This is a genomic window from Kocuria sp. BT304 (genome assembly GCF_003290245.1).
GTDB classification, from domain to species: Bacteria; Actinomycetota; Actinomycetes; order Actinomycetales; family Micrococcaceae; genus Kocuria; species Kocuria rhizophila_A.
On record NZ_CP030039.1, the window covers coordinates 1,362,569 to 1,380,864 of the forward strand.

Consider the following 18,296-nt stretch of genomic DNA (forward strand, 5'->3'; position numbering starts at 1 on the left):
TCGGACCCCTGGGTCCACCCGCCGCCACGTCCACGTGGCGACGACCACTGGAGGGTGGGCGCGTCACGCGCTCACCCTCTAGTCTTTTGAGCACAGCACCGGTCCGCCCGCGCCGCGGACGACCACGACCTCGAGGAGCCACGTGGCCAGTTTTATTGATCGCGTCATCGTCCACGCCACGGGCGGCAACGGCGGCCACGGCTGCGTGTCCGTCAAACGTGAGAAGTTCAAGCCCCTGGGCGGGCCGGACGGCGGCAACGGCGGGGACGGCGGTTCCGTGATCCTGCGCGTGGACGGGCAGTCCACCACGCTGCTCGGCTTCCACCACGCGCCCCACCAGAAGGCCCCCAACGGGGAGCCCGGCAAGGGGGACATGCGCCACGGCTTCAAGGGTCAGGACCTCGTGCTGTCCGTGCCGGACGGCACCGTGGTCAAGGACCGCGAGGGCAACGTGCTCGCGGACCTGCTCGGCGAGGGCAGCGAGTACGTGCTGGCCGCGGGCGGTCAGGGCGGGCGCGGCAACGCGGCTCTCGCGTCCCCCAAGCGCAAGGCCCCCGGCTTCGCGCTGCTCGGCACCCCGGGCGAGGAGCAGGAGGTGGAGCTCGAGCTGAAGTCCATCGCGGACATCGCGCTCGTGGGCTTCCCCTCCGCCGGCAAGTCCAGCCTGATCGCCGCCATGAGCGCGGCCCGGCCCAAGATCGCCGACTACCCCTTCACCACGCTCGTCCCCAACCTGGGCGTGGTCCAGGCCGGGGACACCCGCTTCACCGTGGCGGACGTGCCCGGGCTGATCCCGGGAGCCTCCGAGGGCAAGGGGCTGGGCCTCGAGTTCCTGCGCCACGTGGAGCGCTGCGCCGCCCTGGTGCACGTGATCGACTGCGCCACCCTGGAGCCCGGCCGGGACCCCCTCACGGACCTCGACGCACTGGAGGAGGAGCTGGCCCACTACGCTCAGGACATCGCGGACGAGGACCCCTCCTCGATCCCGCTCACGCAGCGGCCCCGCCTGGTGGTCCTCAACAAGGTGGACGTCCCCGAGGCCCGGGAGCTCGCGGACTTCGTGCGGGCCGAGCTGGAGCAGCGCGGCTACCCGGTCTTCGAGATCTCCACGGCCTCCCACGAGGGGCTGCGGGAGCTGAGCTTCGCGATGGCGGCACTGGTCTCCGAGGCCAGGGCCCAGGAGGAGCAGCGGGAGCAGCAACGGCAGACGGTGCCCGTGCTGCAGCCCGAGCCCGTGCGGCGTCGTCGTGGCCGGGACCGCAGGGAGTTCGTGATCACGCGCGAGGACCGCGCCGAGGAGCCGCTGTACCACGTGCGCGGGGAGAAGCCCGAGCGCTGGGTGCTGCAGACGGACTTCAACAACGACGAGGCCGTGGGCTACCTCGCGGACCGCTTCGCCAAGCTCGGCATCGAGGACGAGCTGTTCCGGATCGGGGCCAAGCCGGGCAACGCCGTGCTGATCGGGCCCGAGGAGAACGGCGTGGTCTTCGACTGGGAGCCCACGATGGTGGGCGGCGCCGAGCTGCTGGGCGGGCCCCGCGGCTCGGACCTGCGCCTCGAGGAGACCTCCCGCCCCACCCGCCGCGAGAAGCGGGAACAGTTCTACGACCGCATGGACGCGAAGTCCGAGGCCCGCGCGGAGCTCGAGCAGGAGCGCCGCGCCGGGATCTGGACCGAGTCCGTGGACGCACGAGATCGCCGCCGCACGTCCGAGACGAAGGAGACGAACGAGAAGTGACCCACCACGAGAAGACCCCCACCGAGACCATCGACGTCTCCGCCGTGGAGCAGCAGGCCTCGAAGTCCGCGATCCAGCTCAGCACCGAGAGCCGCGGCAAGAACCGGCGCTCGGCCGTCGAGAGCCGGGAGGAGCTGCCCAAGGCCCGCCGCGTGGTCGTGAAGGTGGGCTCCTCGTCCCTGACCTCCATCGAGAACTCCATCGACGAGAACGCCCTGCGCTCGATCGTGGACGCCCTCGGACGCATCAAGGCCCAGGGTGTGGAGGTGGTGTTCGTGTCCTCGGGTGCGATCACCGCGGGGCTGCAGCCGCTGGGGCTGTCCAAGCGCCCCAAGGACCTCGCGACCAAGCAGGCCGCGGCGTCGGTGGGCCAGGGTCTGCTGATCTCCCGCTACACCGAGCACTTCGCGCGCTACGACGTCACGGTGGGGCAGGTGCTCGTGACCGCCGAGGACCTCATGCGCCACTCGCAGTACAAGAACGCGCACCGCCAGATCGAACGGCTGCTGGACCTGGGGATCCTGCCGATCGTCAACGAGAACGACGCCGTGGCTACCCACGAGATCAAGTTCGGCGACAACGACCGGATCGCGGCTCTGGTGGCCCACCTGATCAAGGCGGACGCGCTGCTGCTGCTCTCGGACGTGGACGCGCTCTACACCCGCCCGCCCAAGGACGGCGGGGAGCGGATCGCCACCGTCACGGACCCCATCGCGGACCTCGAGGGCGTCGAGATCGGCACCGTGGGCCGCGCCGGCGTGGGCTCCGGTGGCATGGTGACCAAGGTGCAGGCGGCGCGCATCGCGGCGGCGTCAGGCATCCCGGCGCTCGTGACCTCCGCGGCGAACATCGAGAGCGCCCTGGCTGGCGACGACGTGGGCACGTGGTTCGCCACGACCGGCGGGCGGCGCAACGTGCGCCTGCTGTGGCTCGCGCACCTCGCGGACATCAAGGGCACCCTGACCCTGGACGACGGCGCCGTGGAGGCCATCCGGGGGCGGCGCTCGCTGCTCGCGGCGGGTGTGACCGCGGTGGACGGGACGTTCAGCGCCGGGGACCCCGTGTCCATGGTGGACGCCGCCGGCACCGAGGTGGGCCACGGGCTCGTGAACTACGGCTCGGACGAGATCCCGGGGATGCTCGGCAAGCGCACGTACGAGCTCGGGGAGGAGTTCGGGGAGGACTACGCCCGCGAGCTCGTGCACGTGGACAACCTCGTGAACCTGCGCCCGCGCTCGGCCCGCACCACCCTGAAGTGACCCGCTGCGGCTGAGGCCGCAGCGCTCGGCAGCCACGGCGCGGTGCGCCGTCGGGACCGCCGCAGACCACCCACGACCGACCCGCAGGAGGAACCATGGCAGAGAACACGTCCGTACTGACCGCGCAGGAGACCTTTGGCGACGACCCCGTGACCGGCGTCGGTCTCATGGCCGACGACGCCCGGGTTGCCGCGCGCACGCTCGCCAAGGCCCCGCGCGCCTGGAAGGACCGCGCCCTGAACCTCATGGCGGATCGCATCGAGGCCCGTCGCGAGACCATCCTCGAGGCGAACGCCCGGGACCTCGAGCGTGGCCGCGAGGCGGGGACGTCCGCCGCGCTGCTGGACCGGCTCAAGCTCGACGCCGCGCGCATCACCGGCCTGGCCGACGCCCTGCGCGAGCTGGCGACCCTGCCCGATCCCGTGGGCTCCGTGGTGCGGGGCCAGACCCTGGCGAACGGCCTGCGGATGCGCCAGGTGCGCGTGCCCATGGGCGTGGTGGGCGTGATCTACGAGGCGCGGCCCAACGTGACCGTGGACATCGCCGGGATCGCCGTGAAGTCCGGCAACGCCGTGCTGCTGCGCGGCGGATCGGCCGCGTTCGACTCCAACCGCGCGCTGGTGGGCGTCCTGCGGGACGCCCTCGCGGACGCCAAGCTGCCCGTGGACTGCGTGCAGACCGTGGACGACTACGGCCGGGAGGGCGCGAACGCCCTGATGGGTGCCCGCGGCAAGGTGGACGTGCTCATCCCGCGCGGCGGCCACGGTCTCATCCAGTCCGTGGTCACCAACGCCACGGTGCCGGTGATTGAGACGGGCGAGGGCAACGTGCACGTGTTCGTGGACGCCTCCGCCCCCGTGGAGATGGCCACTCGGCTGGTGGTGAACTCCAAGACCCACCGCACCTCCACGTGCAACTCCGCGGAGACACTGCTGCTGCACGGCGCGGCCGAGGAGGCCTCCCGCGAGGTGCTCGCGGCCCTCGACAAGGCCGGGGTGACCCTGCACGTGGACGACCGCGCCGCGGCCCTGCTGCCCCCGGGATCCGACCACCTCAAGGCCACGGACGAGGACTGGGACACCGAGTACCTCGACATGGACATGGCCGTGAAGGTCGTGGACGGGCTGGACGAGGCCATGGAGCACATCCGCCGCCACTCCACCGGGCACACGGAGGCCATCATCACCAACGACCTCGCGAATGCCGAGCGCTTCTCCGCCGAGGTGGACGCCGCGGCCGTGATGGTCAACGCGTCCACGCGCTTCACGGACGGCGGCCAGCTGGGCCTCGGTGCGGAGATCGGGATCTCCACCCAGAAGATGCACGCGCGCGGACCCATGGGCCTGGAGGAGCTGACCACCACCAAGTGGCTGGTCCAGGGTGACGGGCACGTGCGCCCCTGAGACGTACCATGGAACGGACGTGACCGCACAGACGTCCTCCGCACCACCACACCGGCCCCGCCGGACCGAGAAGGGAACCACATGAGCTCGCTGCCCCTGTTGTCCAACGCCACCCTCGTGGCCGCCGAGGAGTCCCACAGCATCAACGAGCAGCTGCATGCCATGGCCCCGGTGTTCGGCGCCGTGGCGTTCGCGCTGTTCGTGCTGGGACTCGTGGCCGCCATGTCCTTCTCGTCCCGCGGCAAGGCCCCGGCGGTCGGCGAGTACCACGATCCCGCCGCGCTGCCCGCGGACGAGCAGGCCATGCTCGACAGCGTGCACGCCGCGCCCCGCCACTGACCCCGGGCCCCGCTGGAGTGAACCCCACGAATGCCTCGATGGTCGCGGCCGAGACGGAGCTGAACATCCCCCCGCGCACCCCGGGCAGGACCCGGCTGGGGGTGATGGGCGGTACGTTCGACCCCATCCACCACGGGCACCTCGTGGCGGCCTCGGAGGTCGCGGCGGTCTTCGACCTGGACGAGGTGGTCTTCGTGCCCACGGGTGAGCCGTGGCAGAAGGCCGGCCAGCAGGTCACGGACGCGGAGCACCGCTACCTGATGACCGTGGTGGCCACCGCGTCCAACCCGCGATTCACGGTGTCACGGGTGGACGTGGACCGCCACGGCCCCACCTACACGATCGACACCCTGCGCGACCTGCACCGCCAGCGCCCCGAGGCCGAGCTGTTCTTCATCACCGGCGCGGACGCCATGGCGGAGATCCTCACGTGGAAGGGTGCCGAGGAGCTGTGGCGGCTGGCCTGCTTCGTGGGCGTCACCCGCCCCGGCCACGTGCTCTCCGCACCCGTGGGCTCCGAGAGCGTGTCCCTGCTCAACGTGCCCGCCATGGCCATCTCGTCCACGGACTGCCGGGCCCGGGTGGCCGAGGGCAAACCGGTCTGGTACCTGGTGCCGGACGGCGTGGTGCAGTACATCAACAAGTACGGCCTGTACCGCGACGCGGAGCAGCCCTCCGCGGGCGGCCACACCCCTGCGGACGCCACCGCGCCGCGCCCTTCCGCCCCCACGGATCCGTCCGGGCACCCCCGCCCGGACCAGAGGAGCACCTCGTGAGCACACCCCCCGAGAACGGCGACGGGACCACCCCGGACTGCCCCTGGACCACGCACCCCGCCACGGGCGAGCACGAGCGGATCTCGCCCCCGGCCCCCATGATCGAGCTGGACACCCCGCACCAGGAGCAGCCGGTCAAGCCGCTGGGACCGCGTCGGCTCGCGCGCCTGCAGCGGGAGATGGCCGAGCACGCCCAGCAGGTCCAGGAGGCGGAACGCCGAACCGGCGGCGCGGAGGTCGACGACGCCCTGCTCGCCACGCAGCGTCGGCTCGCCGAGCTCGCGGTGCGCGCGGCGGCCGCGAACGAGCAGGACCGCAGGGACGCCGACCGTGCCGTGGCCGCCCAGCCGGACGGCCCGGGTGCCCAGTCGGAGGGCCCGGGTGCCCCGGGTGACGGTGCCGCGGGCGACGACCGGCCCACCCCGCCGCCCGCACAGAGCGAGTACGTGACCATCACCTTCCCGGGTGCGGCCGCGGGAGCCGGCGGGGGAGTGGAGCTCGGCGCTCGCCTGGCGGACCCCGCCTCCCTGCCCGCCTCGGCCGTGCACTACGGACCCGTCACCGAGACCACCTCGATCCCGGTCCTCGCCCCGCACCCCGCACGGGTGGCGTCGTCGACCGGGACGTCCGCGCCCGCCGAGGACGCCCCGGCGCACGGCACCGGTGGGCAACCCCGGTCCGCTGCAGCGCCTGAGACCTCCCACCCCGTCACGGAGTCCCGCGGGACCACCTCGGACCCGGCACCGGCGTCCCCGGTGCGTGCCGTGGACGCCGAGGGCCTCGACCTGCTCGAGCCCCGTGCCTACACCCGCGTGGCCTCCGGCACGCGCGTGCTGCTGGCCCTGCTGCTCGTGGTGATCGCCGCCCTGGCGGTCGTCCTGATCATGTTCATTCTCTAGCCCCACCCCGAAAGGACAGCGCACCTCCGTGACTGCCACCACCGAATCCATCGACCTCGTCCGCGCCGCAGCCCTGGCGGCGGACCAGAAGAAGGCGGAGAACGTCGTCGCGTTCGACGTCTCCGAGAGCCTGGCCATCACGGACGTGTTCATGGTCGCCTCCGCACCCAACGAGCGCCAGGTCTCCGCCGTGGTGGACGCTGTGGAGGAGGCGCTGATCGAGCGCTTCGACCGCCGCCCCCTGCGCCGCGAGGGCAAGGGCGAGGGCCGATGGGTGCTGCTCGACTTCGGGGACGCCGTGATCCACGTGCTGCACGACGAGGACCGCGAGTTCTACGCCCTCGAACGGCTGTGGGGCGACTGCCCGGCCATCGACGTCCAGCTGCCCGCGCCGGGCCGCCCGGACGCCGCGGGGTCGGCCGACGACGACGCCGCGCGCGCGGTCTGAGAGGCCGCCTCCGGCGATTTGCACGCGCCGGAGCATCCTGTCTAGGATGATCGAGTCGTTGACGGGAAACCGGAAACGCAGACGCCGTTGCACGGCAGCCCGGACGTAGAATCCGGGTGAATGGGCAGTGACGGAAGCGTGGTAGAGTTTCGCGGGACGCACGGGGCTATGGCGCAGCTGGTAGCGCACCTGCATGGCATGCAGGGGGTCAGGGGTTCGAGTCCCCTTAGCTCCACCCAAAGTGTCTTACGGGAACACGCGACATCGAAAGATGTGGTGCGTTCCCGTTTCGCTTCCTTGCCTTCATCGCCGCTCTCGTGTGCTTCGCGGAAGATCGTCGCGAACGGTTCCGCGAGGCGTGGTCGCAACTGTTCGTCGTCGGTGATGTCGAGCCGCGTGTAGAACGCCTGATTCGCGAGCCGCCTGTCGGCGTCACCGGAGTACGCGTAGGCGTGGTGCGCATCAGTGAGTAGTCGGAGCGAGTCGTGGAGGAATGCGCGGCCTCCGGTGTGGTGCTCGCTGTGTTCGGCGAGGCGACGGTTCACGTCGGCAAGGCCGGTGCGTATGCGGTCTTGGTGGCGCTTCAACGTTGTGAGGTCGATGGCGTCGGCGAAGTGCGCCGCCAACAGCTTGTCGGATTCCGCTTCCAGCCGGGCCCTGTTCGCGGTCAGGTCCGCCAGTTCCTGATCCTGGCCAGCGTTGCGCTTATCGAACGCCGCGTCTACGTCGGCGGTGAGGCGTTGATAGGTGGCGTCGCTGATCGTGATTCGGGCGTAGGAGTCTGCGACCAGGCGTTCCGCGACCGCGACGGGAACTGCCCTACGGGTGCAGTTCGTTTTCTTCGCGGCGCGGCCGGAGCAGATGAAGTAGGCGAAGGTTGTGCCGCGTGGGTTGGTGGCGAAGTCCAGCAGCATCCGCGACCCGCAAGTGCCGCAGTAGAGCAGACCTTTCAAGTGGTGGGCGTGCTGGACGTGGCGGGTCATCTTCGCGCGGCGTGCGTGCAGGAGCGATTGCACCTGATCGAATAACGCCGGGTCGATGAGCGGTTCGTGCGCGCCAGGATGCAACGCACCCTTGTAACGGATCACGCCCGCGTAGGGGACTGCTGCACGGGGAGGTGTCACATCATCTGTGGTGCCTCAGAGCGCTGCAGGGAAGGATGTGGACCATGCCCGCTCCCTACCCCCAAGAGTTCCGTGATGACGTCGTGCGAGTCGCGAGGAACCGTGAACCTGGCCAGAGGCTCTCGGCGATCGCGAAGGACTTCGGGATCTCCGAGTCGTGCCTGACGAACTGGATGCGCCAAGCAGATGTCGAGGACGGTGCCCGTCCCGGCAAGACCCGTGACGAATCCTCCGAGCTGCGTGATGCTCGCAAGAGGATCCGGTTGCTGGAGCAGGAGAACGAGGTCCTGCGGCGCGCGGCCGCCTACCTCTCACAGGCGAATCTGCCGGGAAAAGGTTCTACCCGCTCGTGAGCGAGCTCGCCGGTGACGGGATCCCCGTCGCGGTGTCCTTGCGGGTCTTGAAGCTCTCCCGTCAGCCGTACTACCGGTGGCGGAAACACCGGGTCACAGCCTCGGAACTCCGGGCGGCGTATCGGGCGAACGCCCTGTTCGACGCCCACCGGGATGACCCGGAGTTCGGATCGCGGTTCCTGACCGTCGAGGCCCACGCGGCCGGCGAGGTGATGTGCGAGCGGACGGCGTGGCGGATCTGCCGCGACAACCAGTGGTGGTCGGTCTTCGGCAAGAAGCGTGGGAAGAACGGGAAGCGCCCCGGTCCCCCGGTCCACGAGGACCTCGTGAAACGCGATTTCGCCGCAGATGACGTCAACGAGCTCTGGCTCACCGACATTACGGAGCACTCCGGAGGAGGGAAAGCTCTATCTCTGTGCGATCAAGGATGTCTTCTCCGGGCGGATCGTGGGCTACTCGATGGACTCCCGAATGAAGGCTCGTCTCGCGGTGAACGCGCTGGTCAGCGCGGTCACGCGTCGGGGTGAAGTGGCCGGTTGCATCGTCCACTCGGACCGGGGATCGCAGTTCCGCGCCAGGTCATTCGTGCACGCCCTGAACGAGCACCACCTGCTCGGATCGATGGGCCAGGTCGGGGCCGCGGGTGATAACGCAGCGATGGAGTCCTTCTTCGCGCTGCTGCAGAAGAACGTCCTGGACCGCCGCCGCTGGCGAACCCGCGATGAGCTGCGCATCGCGATCACCACCTGGATCGAACGGACCTACCACCGGCGCCGGCGGCAGGCCCGCCTGGGCCGGTTGACCCCCATCGAATACGAGACCATCATGAACCCGACCGTCACCCTGGCGGCCTAACCGCAACTGACACCTCTCCGTGCAGCAGTCCCAGACCCTACGAGCGCTCACTCCAGATGAAGCAGTTCGCCGCATCGTGCAGACCCGTGCTGCCGAGCAGGCACAGCACTAAGCAGCAGATCGTGCCCTGAACGAGCGCCAACGACAGCTCGATTCTCGATCGCATACACACGACAGAGGTCCGAGCCGCGAGGGGCCATCCTTGGGTCGGTGAGCGCACCGCCACAAGTTGGGGATCAGCGTGCCAGAGGATGAAATGGGGCTCTTGATAGTTCCTCGTGGGTGGGATCAGTTCGCAGTTTCCGTAGTTGCGCGAAGTTCTTCGGGTAGAAGATCCTCATACTCCGTCCGCACGTACTGGAGGCCCTCGGTGATCGAAGGGTCGTGTTCGAGAGCATTGGTCATGAACTCCAGCCGACGCTTGTTCTCGTCGATCACGTCGCGCCACCGACGGACATGGGCACGTACGAGAGGGCGTCCTTGTTCCTTCTGGGGGTCGAAGAACAGGCCGATCTCGAAGTCATCGCCCTTGATGCGTCGCCGTACGAGGTCGTCGTAGTCGGTGACGACCAGAATGAGGTCCCAACTCGTCCGGTCGCCGGTGAAGGCCGCGGTGGACAGGATCGCATTCGCGTAGTCCTCGACCTGATCGAGTTCCTTGCGTGAGGCTGTGATGCCAGGTGCTTTCAGTTCCACCACGAGGTGCCTGATCCGGTCATGCTCCTTGTTCTTGGCGGCAAGATGGAGGTCGGTCCGGCCTGTCTTTCCGTCCCAGCGACGAACCGTCTCGATGTCCTTCGTGGGCAGCCCGTCGAGCTTGAGGTGGTTGCGCAGGAGTTCTGTCAGGCTTCGCTCGGTGCTCATGAGGTGGTAGGACTCGCCGAAGACCCATAATTCGTGTTCGAGCACCTTGTGGAGGTGGTCGCGCTCCCCAACTTTCCCGGAGTCGTCTGGATCGAAGAGTAGATGCTCCAGTGCGACCAGGAACTTGTGTCGGCTCGCGACGACGTTGGCAGAACGGATGATCGCGGACAGCGTGGTCTCGCTGAGCAGCTTTGTGAGGGTGTCACGGTCAGCGTCGTTGAGGGCGACGACCTCATGCAGGATCGTTGTCAGCTTCCCCGGGTCGTGACGAATCGCGTCGCGAAGGAGTTCGAGCGTCAACTGCGCTTGCTTCTTGGTCTTGGAGATGTGGGGAACGAGTGTGCCGGAAACGACATCGAACACGGCACGCTCCGCGCGCTCAGTCTCGTTCGCTGGCTCACTCTTGTACGGGTACACCCCCGTTTCCTTCCAGTGCTCCACCTGTTCGCGACGCCGTTCGCGACGGCGCGCGTTGAAGTGATCGCGGATCGCCTCCCTTGCAGCCGTCCACAGTTCCCCAACGGCGTCGGGGGCCATATCGCCGAGCCCGAGTGCAGCGAGTTCATCGATGCCGAGCTTGTCCCATGTCACGTAAGCGGAGTAGGTGAACTGGTTCTCGAAGGCAGTGCCGGAGGTCTCGAACGGGAAGTGGTCTGCATCAGGACCGAAGGAGACGGCTCGATGCTTACCCGAGCGCCACTCGATGATCCGCAGGAAGGCTTCGTTCTCTCCGTTCTCTCCGAATGGAAGCGGTGATGCCGTGTCATTGACCACTTCTTGCGATGGGTCGAGCGCAGAACCGTCGTAAGTGATCGCCAGCGACTGGTCGTTGAGGAGGAGCGGCGCGAAGTGTGATCGCAGGGTCGGGAGCACGTCGTCTGCTTCGAGCGCGCTCAGCGTCCGCTGTTCGTCGTTGTGCGCTGTGACGACTGTGCCGGTTGAGGCTGCGATTGAAGGTGTGGCTTCCCAGCGAAACCGGTCGCGGTTGCTCCGGCTGCCGGTGATCGTGATCTGTTCGCGCTGTCCGATCGCGTTGTCGCTAATGCTGACCCAGCTCACGCGAGAGCCTAGTGCGAAGGCGCGCAATCGTCCCTCGCCCAGCTGGCCATGAAGATACCTCTTTCCGTTCTTGGACTTCTCACTCAACGACTTCCAGGAGCCCCCGATGCGACCGAACGTCGAGGCCACCTCGTCGGAGGTAATGCCGTGGCCATCGTCCTCGACGCGCACCCGATCGATGGCATCCATCGAACTGCGTTCCATCGTGACGACGACGTTCGTCGCCTCAGCGTCGACGGCGTTCCAGATCAGCTCGATGATCGCGCGTACAGGGTCACCCTCGTGAGCGAGGCGTGCGACGTGATCGTCGCTTGCGGTGAGCACGAGGTCTTCCATGAGACAAGGTTACGGAAGAACACCGACAGCCACCCGTCTCCACGCCACACTCAGCCGAGTTCTTCCATGTAGACCGGGGTTTCCCCGAGTAGGATCGGATCAAACCGTTCATATCCGGTCGATCCCACTCTGGAGGACTTGAGTGCCTGAGCCTTGGCTGTCTGCTGACGACATCGCCGCCCACGTCGGGGTCACCAAAGACACCGTCTACACCTGGATCGCCGAGAAAGCCATGCCCGCGCACAAGATCGGGCGCCTCTGGAAGTTCCAAGCCAGCGAGATCGACGACTGGGTGAGGCGAGGTGGTGCTGCGGCACGCGATGATGCGGAGCCTGACTGAGCGGCACGGCCCCGGACCGGCAGGAATGTCGGAGGCCGGGTATATCCTGATCCACTGCCCAAAACCGGAAGGAGGCATCCCGTGACAGAAGCAACAACCGATGAGACGTTGACGCTCGCAACCCTGCGCGCGGGCCAGCGCCTCCGAGGCCTGGTGCCGGGCCAGACCGTCACGCTGATCGCCATCGACCCCATCGACGCCGGACTGTTCGAGGTCTTCTACCGCGACGATTCCGGCCGCAGTGGAGCCCGCGCAATCACCGATGCCGACGCGGCGCGCTTCGAGATCGCAGGCGACTTCGACTCTGCTCCGGCCTACGACGCAGACCCGGACGAGTTCCGGCTCGCTGCCGAAGCCCTGCGCATCAAGTACGCCGCACTGTACGACCCGATGGTCGCGGTCAACAGCTCCGACGTTGACCCGCTGCCACACCAGATTCGCGCGGTCTACGAGGAGCTGCTGCCGCGCATCCCGCTGCGGTTCCTGCTCGCGGACGACCCCGGCGCAGGCAAGACGATCATGGCCGGCCTGTACCTGAAGGAGCTGATCCTGCGCTCGGACTGCGAGCGCGCGATCATCGTCGCTCCCGGTGGTCTGGTCGAACAGTGGCGTGAAGAACTGTCGCAGAAGTTCGACCTGCGCTTCGAGGTGTTCAGCCGCCAGATGGTCGATGACGCCCAGGGCCGCAACGTCTTCGCCGAGCACCCGTTCCTGATCGCCCGCATGGACCAGCTATCGCGCAACGAAGACCTGATCGAGCAGCTCGGCGAGGTCACCTGGGACGTCGCCATCGTGGACGAGGCCCATCGCATGTCGGCGCACTACTCGTCGTGGGCGGGCGAGGTCGATGAGACCAAGCGGTTCAAGCTCGGACGCCTGCTGGCCGAGACCGCGCACAACTTCCTGTTGATGACAGCGACCCCGCACGCGGGCAAGGAAGAAGACTTCCAGCTGTTCATGTCGCTGCTGGACCGCGACCGCTTCGAGGGCCAGTACCGCCAAGGCGTGCACCGCACCGACACCCACGGACTGATGCGCCGCATGGTGAAGGAAGACCTGCTCACGTTCGAGGGCAAGCCACTGTTCCCCGAACGCAAGGCCTACACCGTCGAGTACGAGCTCAGCCCCGCCGAGCGGGAACTCTACGAGCTGGTCACCGACTACGTCCGCACCGAGATGGGACGCGCCGAACGGATCGCTCAGGCTGGCGACAAGAAGCGCGGCAACAACGTCGGCTTCGCGCTCACCGTGCTCCAGCGACGCCTGGCCTCCAGCCCGGAAGCAATCCTGCGATCTCTGGAACGACGCCAACAGCGCCTCGACACGAAGCTGCGCGAGATGCAGCGTGTCACCGAAACGGCCCGCTTGACCGGCACTGTCGCCCAGCTACCGATCGACGATGCTGCTCTCCCGGCGTTCTCGATTGAAGACTTCGAGGACTTCGACGAGGAAACCACCGACGACGAACGTGCCCGGTTCGAGGCGCAAGCCGACCAGGTTGTCGATCTGGCCACGGCTGCGCAGACGATCCCCGAGTTGCGGGCTGAGATCGCGATCCTCGAAGACCTCATCACGGTCGCCCGCCGGGTCAGGCTGCAAGACGATGACAAGAAGTGGGTGCAACTGCGCACCATCCTCGACGAGCAGCTCCTGACCCGCGACGGTTCCGGCGACGCGCGCAAGATCATCATCTTCACCGAGCACCGCGACACGCTCGACTACCTGCAAGCCAAGATCACCGCGCAGTTCGGGCGCGCGGACTCGGTCATCACGATTCACGGCGGCACCCGCCGAGAGGATCGCAAGCTCGCCCGTGAACGTTTCACCCACAACCCCGACACCGTGGTCCTGCTCGCCACCGACGCCGCCGGTGAAGGATTGAACCTTCAACGCGCACACCTGATGGTCAACTACGACCTGCCATGGAACCCGAACCGCATCGAGCAGCGCTTCGGCCGCATCCACCGCATCGGCCAGCGCGAGGTCTGCCACCTGTGGAACATGGTCGCGAGAGACACCCGCGAGGGCAACGTGTTCACCCGGCTGCTGGCGAAGATCGACCAGATGTCGATCGCCTACAACGGCAACCTGTTCAACGTGCTCGGCGACACCGACGCCTTCCAGGAACGCTCACTGCGTGACCTGCTGATCGAAGCGATCCGCTACGGCGACCAGCCCCAGGTCAAGACCAAGCTCGACCGAATCATCGACGCCGGAGTCTCACACGGACTCGATGAGATGCTCGCCGAACGAGCGCTCCACCCCGAGATGTTCTCCGCGCTCAACCTCGACGAAGTCCGGGCACGGATGGAGAAGGCCCGCGAACGCCGACTCCAGCCCGGCTACATCGCCGCATTCTTCATCCCCGCGCTCACACGCCTCGGCGGGCGCATCCGCAAGCGCGAGAAAGGCCGCTACGAGATCACCCGCGTCCCCGCCCGAGTGATCGATACCGCGCGCCGCCTCAATCGGTGGGCACCCGTTGCTGAACAGTACGAGCGCATCACCTTCGAACTCGCACGCATGCACCCCGACGGACTCTCCGACGCCTCCCTCATCGCCCCCGGACACCCACTGCTGCACGCCGTGATCGAAGCCACCATCGACGACCTCGGCCCCACCCTCAAGCGAGGCACCGTCCTCGTCGACCGCCGCACCAAGCAGACCGACGCCCCAATGCTGATGTTCAGCGTCGAGCAGCGCATCGAGAACACTGCGGCTGACGCCGACACCGTCTCCCACCACTTCGACTACCCCCTCCTCGAACAAGATGGCACCGTCACCGTCTCCGCGGCACCGCCCTACCTCGACTACGACCGGCCCGAACCGAGCGAAGCCGAAGCCATCACCGAGATCGTCGGCAGTGACTGGGCGCGGCAGAACCACGAGAAGATCGTGCGCGCCTGGGCCTACCGTGAAGGCCTCCAGCCCCGCATGGACGAGATCAAGACCCGACTCGACATCGAAACCGCGCGAACCCGAGCACAGGTGAAAGATCGGCTGCTGGCCGAAATCAACCACTGGGACCGCGAACACAACCGACTCGAAGCACTCGAACGCGCAGGAACCGCCGGCAGACTCCGCGCAGAGACCGCACTCGTCCGCGCACGCCAACTCGACGAACGCCTCAACCACCGGCTCGAACAGCTCGACGAGGCCACCAACCTCGTTGCTGTGCCCGCCGTGATCCGTGGTGCCGCGCTCGTCATCCCCAGCGACCTCCTTAGCACCGACGATGCCCCCGTGCCGCAGACCTTCGCTCGACAGACCGAGGAAGTCGAACGCCGAGCCGTTGACGCTGTGCTCGCCGCTGAGCGTGCGCTCGGACGTGAGCCGGTCGAGATGCCGCGCAACAATCCCGGCTACGACATCCAGTCCTCCGACGACCAGGGCTTCGTCCACTACATCGAGGTCAAGGGACGGATCGAGGGCTCCGACACCTTCACGATCACCACCAACGAGATCACCTTCGCCCAGACCCAGGGAAACCGGCACCGACTCGCGCTGGTCGAAGTATCGACCAGCGGCCAGGAGCAGGATCAACTGCGCTACGTCTCCGACGCATTTGCGCACCTCGAACCATCCGCGACCACCCGCTCCTACAACGAGGTCTGGCGCGACTACTGGGAACGCGGAGGACCACCGCGATGACCCACACCACCGACAACCAGACCAACGCCAGCGAGAGAAGTACCGTGACCGCACCGAAGAAGAAGCTCATCGAAGTCTCGCTGCCGCTCCAGGCCATCAATGATGCTGCACAGCATGAGAAGTCTGTTCCCCGCAAGGGGCACCCATCGACTATGCACCTGTATTGGGCACCAAGGCCGCTTGCGGCTGCGCGCGCCGTGCTGTTTGCACAACTGGTGGATGATCCCTCTTCGCGGCCCGAGGAGTTTCCGAGCTCCGAGGAGCAGGACGCTGAGCGAGCTCGACTCCACGCTCTGGTATCTGAGCTTTCAAAGTGGGAGAACTCGAACAACGAGGCCGTGCTGGATCAGGCGAGACGTGAGATTCGCCGATCCACCTCAGATCGTCAACTGCGTTTTCTCGACCCATTCGCGGGTGGGGGTGCGATCCCGCTAGAGGCCCAGCGACTCGGGCTAGACACGTTCGCGTCGGACTTAAACCCAGTCGCGGTACTCAAGACGCGCGGCCTGCTGGAGATTCCTACGCGGTTCGCCAATCAACCGCCAGTTCATCCCGATGCAGAGGCCCTTTCCGTTGACTGGGTCGGCGCGCAGGGGTTGGCGGAGGACGTTCGCAAGTATGGCGCTTGGCTCAGGGACGAGGCATTCGCGCAGATCGGTGACAGGTATCCGAAGGTGACAGCCCCAGGAGGGACCGAACATACTGTCATCGCGTGGCTCTGGGCGCGCACCGTACGGAGCCCGAATCCGTTCAATCCAATCGAGACGCCCTTGGTTCGATCTTGGTGGCTAAGCAAGAAGAAGGGCAAGGAGGCTTGGATCGAAGCGAAGGTCGTAGACGGAGTCGTAAAGTACACGATCCGCAACGACAAGCACGGGCCCACCAAAGAAGACGACGGCACGATGAGGCGTGGGAACGCCGTTGCACTCGGTGATGGCACCGTAATTGACAACGACTACATCCGAGCTGAGGCAAAGGCTGGACGTCTCGGCGTGCACCTGATCGCGGTGGTCGCAGAGGGTGAGCGCCGCCGACTCTACATAGAACCAAGCCAAGAGCACGTCAATGCCGCTCTCGTTGGGCGCCCAGATAACGTGCCTGATCAACTGATTCCAACTCGGAACCACGATGTGGATCGGCTGCCGATGTACGGCATGCCCACCTGGGCGGATGCGTTCACGAACCGACAGTTGCTTGCTCTCACCACCATCAGCGACCTCATCGCGAAGGCCCGCGAGAAGGCGATCGATGATGCACTCGCGCAAGGCATGCCGGAGGGCAAGAGCTTTGCCTCCGCCGGGGCCGGGGCCGGGGCCGGGGCCGTGGCCTACGGGGATGCGGTTGCGACCTACCTAGCCTTTGCTCTTAGCAAGCTATCCGACTGGTCGTCTTCGATCTGTAGTTGGATTTCAGGGATCGAAGGCGTTCGAGACACCTTCGCTCGACAAGCCCTCCCTATGGTCTGGGACTATGTCGAGATCAATCCCTTCTCGAACTCTGTTGGCCACTTCTATACTCACGTCGATTGGGTTGCGGCGGGCGTGGCAGCCATGCCAATCGGAACTAGTTCCGAACCGGGGCGCGTCCAGCAAGCCAACGCGGCAACCCGCGACTACGCCAACTATGTTGTGAGCACAGACCCGCCCTACTACGACAACATTGGGTACTCCGACCTTTCGGATTTCTTCTACGTTTGGCTACGTCGGTCGCTTGGTGACATTCACCCGGATGTTCTTGGAACTCTCCTCACCCCGAAGGAGGGAGAGCTCGTCGCGAACCCCAATAGACACGGTGGCCGTGACGGTGCTGAGAGGTTCTTCGTCGAGGGCTTCAATCAGGTCTTCCGACGCATCCGAGAAGGTGCGGAGCCGGGCATTCCGATGACTGTCTACTACGCGTATAAGCAGCAGGACACCAGAGACACGGGAACATCTTCGACAGGCTGGCACACGCTCCTCAGTGGGCTCATCGAGTCGGGGTGGGAGGTCAACGCAACGTGGCCGATGCGAAGCGAGCGCGCTGGCCGTATGGTGAGTGTCGGGACGAATGCGCTTGCATCCTCGATTCTCTTGGCCTGCCGACCGCGTGCTGCCACTGCGAGCGCGACGACTCGACGCGCGTTCGTGGCCACACTGAAGTCGGAGTTACCGGAGGCGCTCCGCACGCTTATTCAGGGCTCAATTGCGCCGGTCGATCTGGCACAGGCGGCCATCGGTCCCGGCATCGCAGTCTTCTCGCGATTCTCACGGGTTCGCGAAGCAGACGGCTCTGATATGAGCGTGAAAGACGCGCTGCTGCTGATCAATTCCACTTTGGATGAAGTGCTCGGCGAGCAAGAGTCTGACTTCGATCCAGATACGCGATTCGCGGTCAAGTGGTACCGGCAGTACGGCTGGACGCAAGAGAGCTCCGGTATCGCCGACCAGCTGGCGCGTTCCTCTGACACATCGATCGGTGCTCTGGAGCGCGGCGGCATTTTCGAGGCGAAGGGCGGCAAGGCTCGGCTCCTCCCGCCAGCGCAGCTCGATGGACACTGGGATGCGACCTCCGACGATCGTGTCAGCGTGTGGGAAGCGACCGTCCGTCTCGCTGCGGTGATGGCGAAGGATGGTGCCGACAAGGTGGCGGAGCTGCTGCCGTCGGTGCAGACGCGCGTGAACCTGGATGCGGTGAAGGAGCTGGGGTTCCTGCTGTTCCACGAGGCGGAGAAGAAGAAGGACACGAAGGACGCGATCCTGTTCAACGGTCTGGTGAGCGCCTGGGGCGACGTGAACGAGCAGGCGCGCAAGTTCGCCGCGACGCCGCGTTCGTCGCAGGAGGAGTTCGACTTCGATGAGGACGAGGATTAGGTC

The 18,296-nt window shown here is 66.7% G+C and carries 11 protein-coding genes, 1 tRNA gene and 2 pseudogenes; 12 read left to right on the forward strand and 2 right to left on the reverse strand.

Annotated features, from left to right (window positions below):
• Positions 1–142: 142 nt before the first annotated feature.
• The 8 genes from obgE (at position 143) to DNL27_RS06180 (ending at position 7,097) form a co-directional block, all read left to right on the forward strand.
• Entirely contained in the window at positions 143–1,738 is a 1,596-nt protein-coding gene (gene obgE, locus DNL27_RS06145; protein ID WP_112235008.1) for a GTPase ObgE, read from the forward strand.
• Positions 1,735–2,997 (forward strand): glutamate 5-kinase, encoded by a 1,263-nt coding sequence (gene proB, locus DNL27_RS06150; protein WP_197408461.1) that lies wholly within the window; start codon positions 1,735–1,737, stop codon positions 2,995–2,997. Before obgE ends, proB begins: the two co-directional genes overlap by 4 nt.
• 95 nt (positions 2,998–3,092) lie before the next feature.
• Entirely contained in the window at positions 3,093–4,400 is a 1,308-nt protein-coding gene (locus tag DNL27_RS06155; protein WP_058954816.1) for a glutamate-5-semialdehyde dehydrogenase, read from the forward strand.
• Positions 4,401–4,481: 81 nt separating this feature from the next.
• The gene (locus DNL27_RS06160) at positions 4,482–4,739 is read left to right on the forward strand and encodes a hypothetical protein (protein ID WP_112235009.1); all 258 of its coding nucleotides are present in this window, start codon (positions 4,482–4,484) and stop codon (positions 4,737–4,739) included.
• 38 nt (positions 4,740–4,777) lie between these two features.
• Positions 4,778–5,515, forward strand: a complete 738-nt coding sequence (gene nadD, locus DNL27_RS06165; protein WP_239494472.1) for a nicotinate-nucleotide adenylyltransferase — start codon at positions 4,778–4,780, stop codon at positions 5,513–5,515.
• Positions 5,512–6,414 carry a hypothetical protein gene (locus tag DNL27_RS06170; RefSeq protein ID WP_112235011.1) on the forward strand — a complete coding sequence of 301 codons (903 nt, stop codon included), beginning with the start codon at positions 5,512–5,514 and terminating at the stop codon, positions 6,412–6,414. The genes nadD and DNL27_RS06170 overlap by 4 nt, the downstream gene beginning before the upstream one ends.
• A gap of 28 nt (positions 6,415–6,442) precedes the next feature.
• Positions 6,443–6,862, forward strand: coding sequence for a ribosome silencing factor (gene rsfS / locus DNL27_RS06175; RefSeq protein ID WP_112235012.1), 420 nt, complete (start codon positions 6,443–6,445; stop codon positions 6,860–6,862).
• Between the two features lie 162 nt (positions 6,863–7,024).
• Positions 7,025–7,097 (forward strand) — tRNA-Ala (locus tag DNL27_RS06180).
• A gap of 604 nt (positions 7,098–7,701) precedes the next feature.
• On the opposite strand, the pseudogene DNL27_RS12625 reads toward DNL27_RS06180, so the two are convergent.
• Positions 7,702–7,845 (reverse strand): annotated as a pseudogene (locus tag DNL27_RS12625) (recombinase zinc beta ribbon domain-containing protein); the annotation flags it as partial.
• A gap of 185 nt (positions 7,846–8,030) precedes the next feature.
• Between DNL27_RS12625 and DNL27_RS06190 the strand changes: the two are divergent.
• A pseudogene (locus DNL27_RS06190) lies at positions 8,031–9,194 on the forward strand (IS3 family transposase).
• Positions 9,195–9,482: 288 nt separating this feature from the next.
• Here DNL27_RS06190 and DNL27_RS06195 read toward each other — a convergent pair.
• On the reverse strand, positions 9,483–11,453 hold the full coding sequence (locus DNL27_RS06195; protein WP_112235013.1) for an ATP-binding protein: 1,971 nt from the start codon (positions 11,451–11,453) through the stop codon (positions 9,483–9,485).
• Between the two features lie 142 nt (positions 11,454–11,595).
• Between DNL27_RS06195 and DNL27_RS06200 the strand changes: the two genes are divergently transcribed.
• The 3 genes from DNL27_RS06200 to DNL27_RS06210 all read left to right on the forward strand — a co-directional run bounded on the left by DNL27_RS06200 (position 11,596) and on the right by DNL27_RS06210 (position 18,293).
• On the forward strand, positions 11,596–11,793 hold the full coding sequence (locus DNL27_RS06200; RefSeq protein WP_112235014.1) for a helix-turn-helix domain-containing protein: 198 nt from the start codon (positions 11,596–11,598) through the stop codon (positions 11,791–11,793).
• 81 nt (positions 11,794–11,874) lie between these two features.
• Positions 11,875–15,444 (forward strand): helicase-related protein, encoded by a 3,570-nt coding sequence (locus DNL27_RS06205; protein ID WP_112235015.1) that lies wholly within the window; start codon positions 11,875–11,877, stop codon positions 15,442–15,444.
• Positions 15,441–18,293, forward strand: a complete 2,853-nt coding sequence (locus DNL27_RS06210; RefSeq protein WP_112235016.1) for a DUF1156 domain-containing protein — start codon at positions 15,441–15,443, stop codon at positions 18,291–18,293. Before DNL27_RS06205 ends, DNL27_RS06210 begins: the two co-directional genes overlap by 4 nt.
• The last annotated feature ends 3 nt before the right edge of the window (positions 18,294–18,296 follow it).

Excerpts from the sequence above, each read along its gene's own strand:
- nadD (WP_239494472.1), top strand. The coding sequence starts at position 4,778 with ATGGTCGCGGCCGAGACGGAGCTGAACATCCCCCCGCGCACCCCGGGC.
- DNL27_RS06195 (WP_112235013.1), bottom strand. The coding sequence starts at position 11,453 with ATGGAAGACCTCGTGCTCACCGCAAGCGACGATCACGTCGCACGCCTC.
- DNL27_RS06160 (WP_112235009.1), top strand. The coding sequence starts at position 4,482 with ATGAGCTCGCTGCCCCTGTTGTCCAACGCCACCCTCGTGGCCGCCGAG.
- DNL27_RS06210 (WP_112235016.1), top strand. The coding sequence starts at position 15,441 with ATGACCCACACCACCGACAACCAGACCAACGCCAGCGAGAGAAGTACC.
- DNL27_RS06155 (WP_058954816.1), top strand. The coding sequence starts at position 3,093 with ATGGCAGAGAACACGTCCGTACTGACCGCGCAGGAGACCTTTGGCGAC.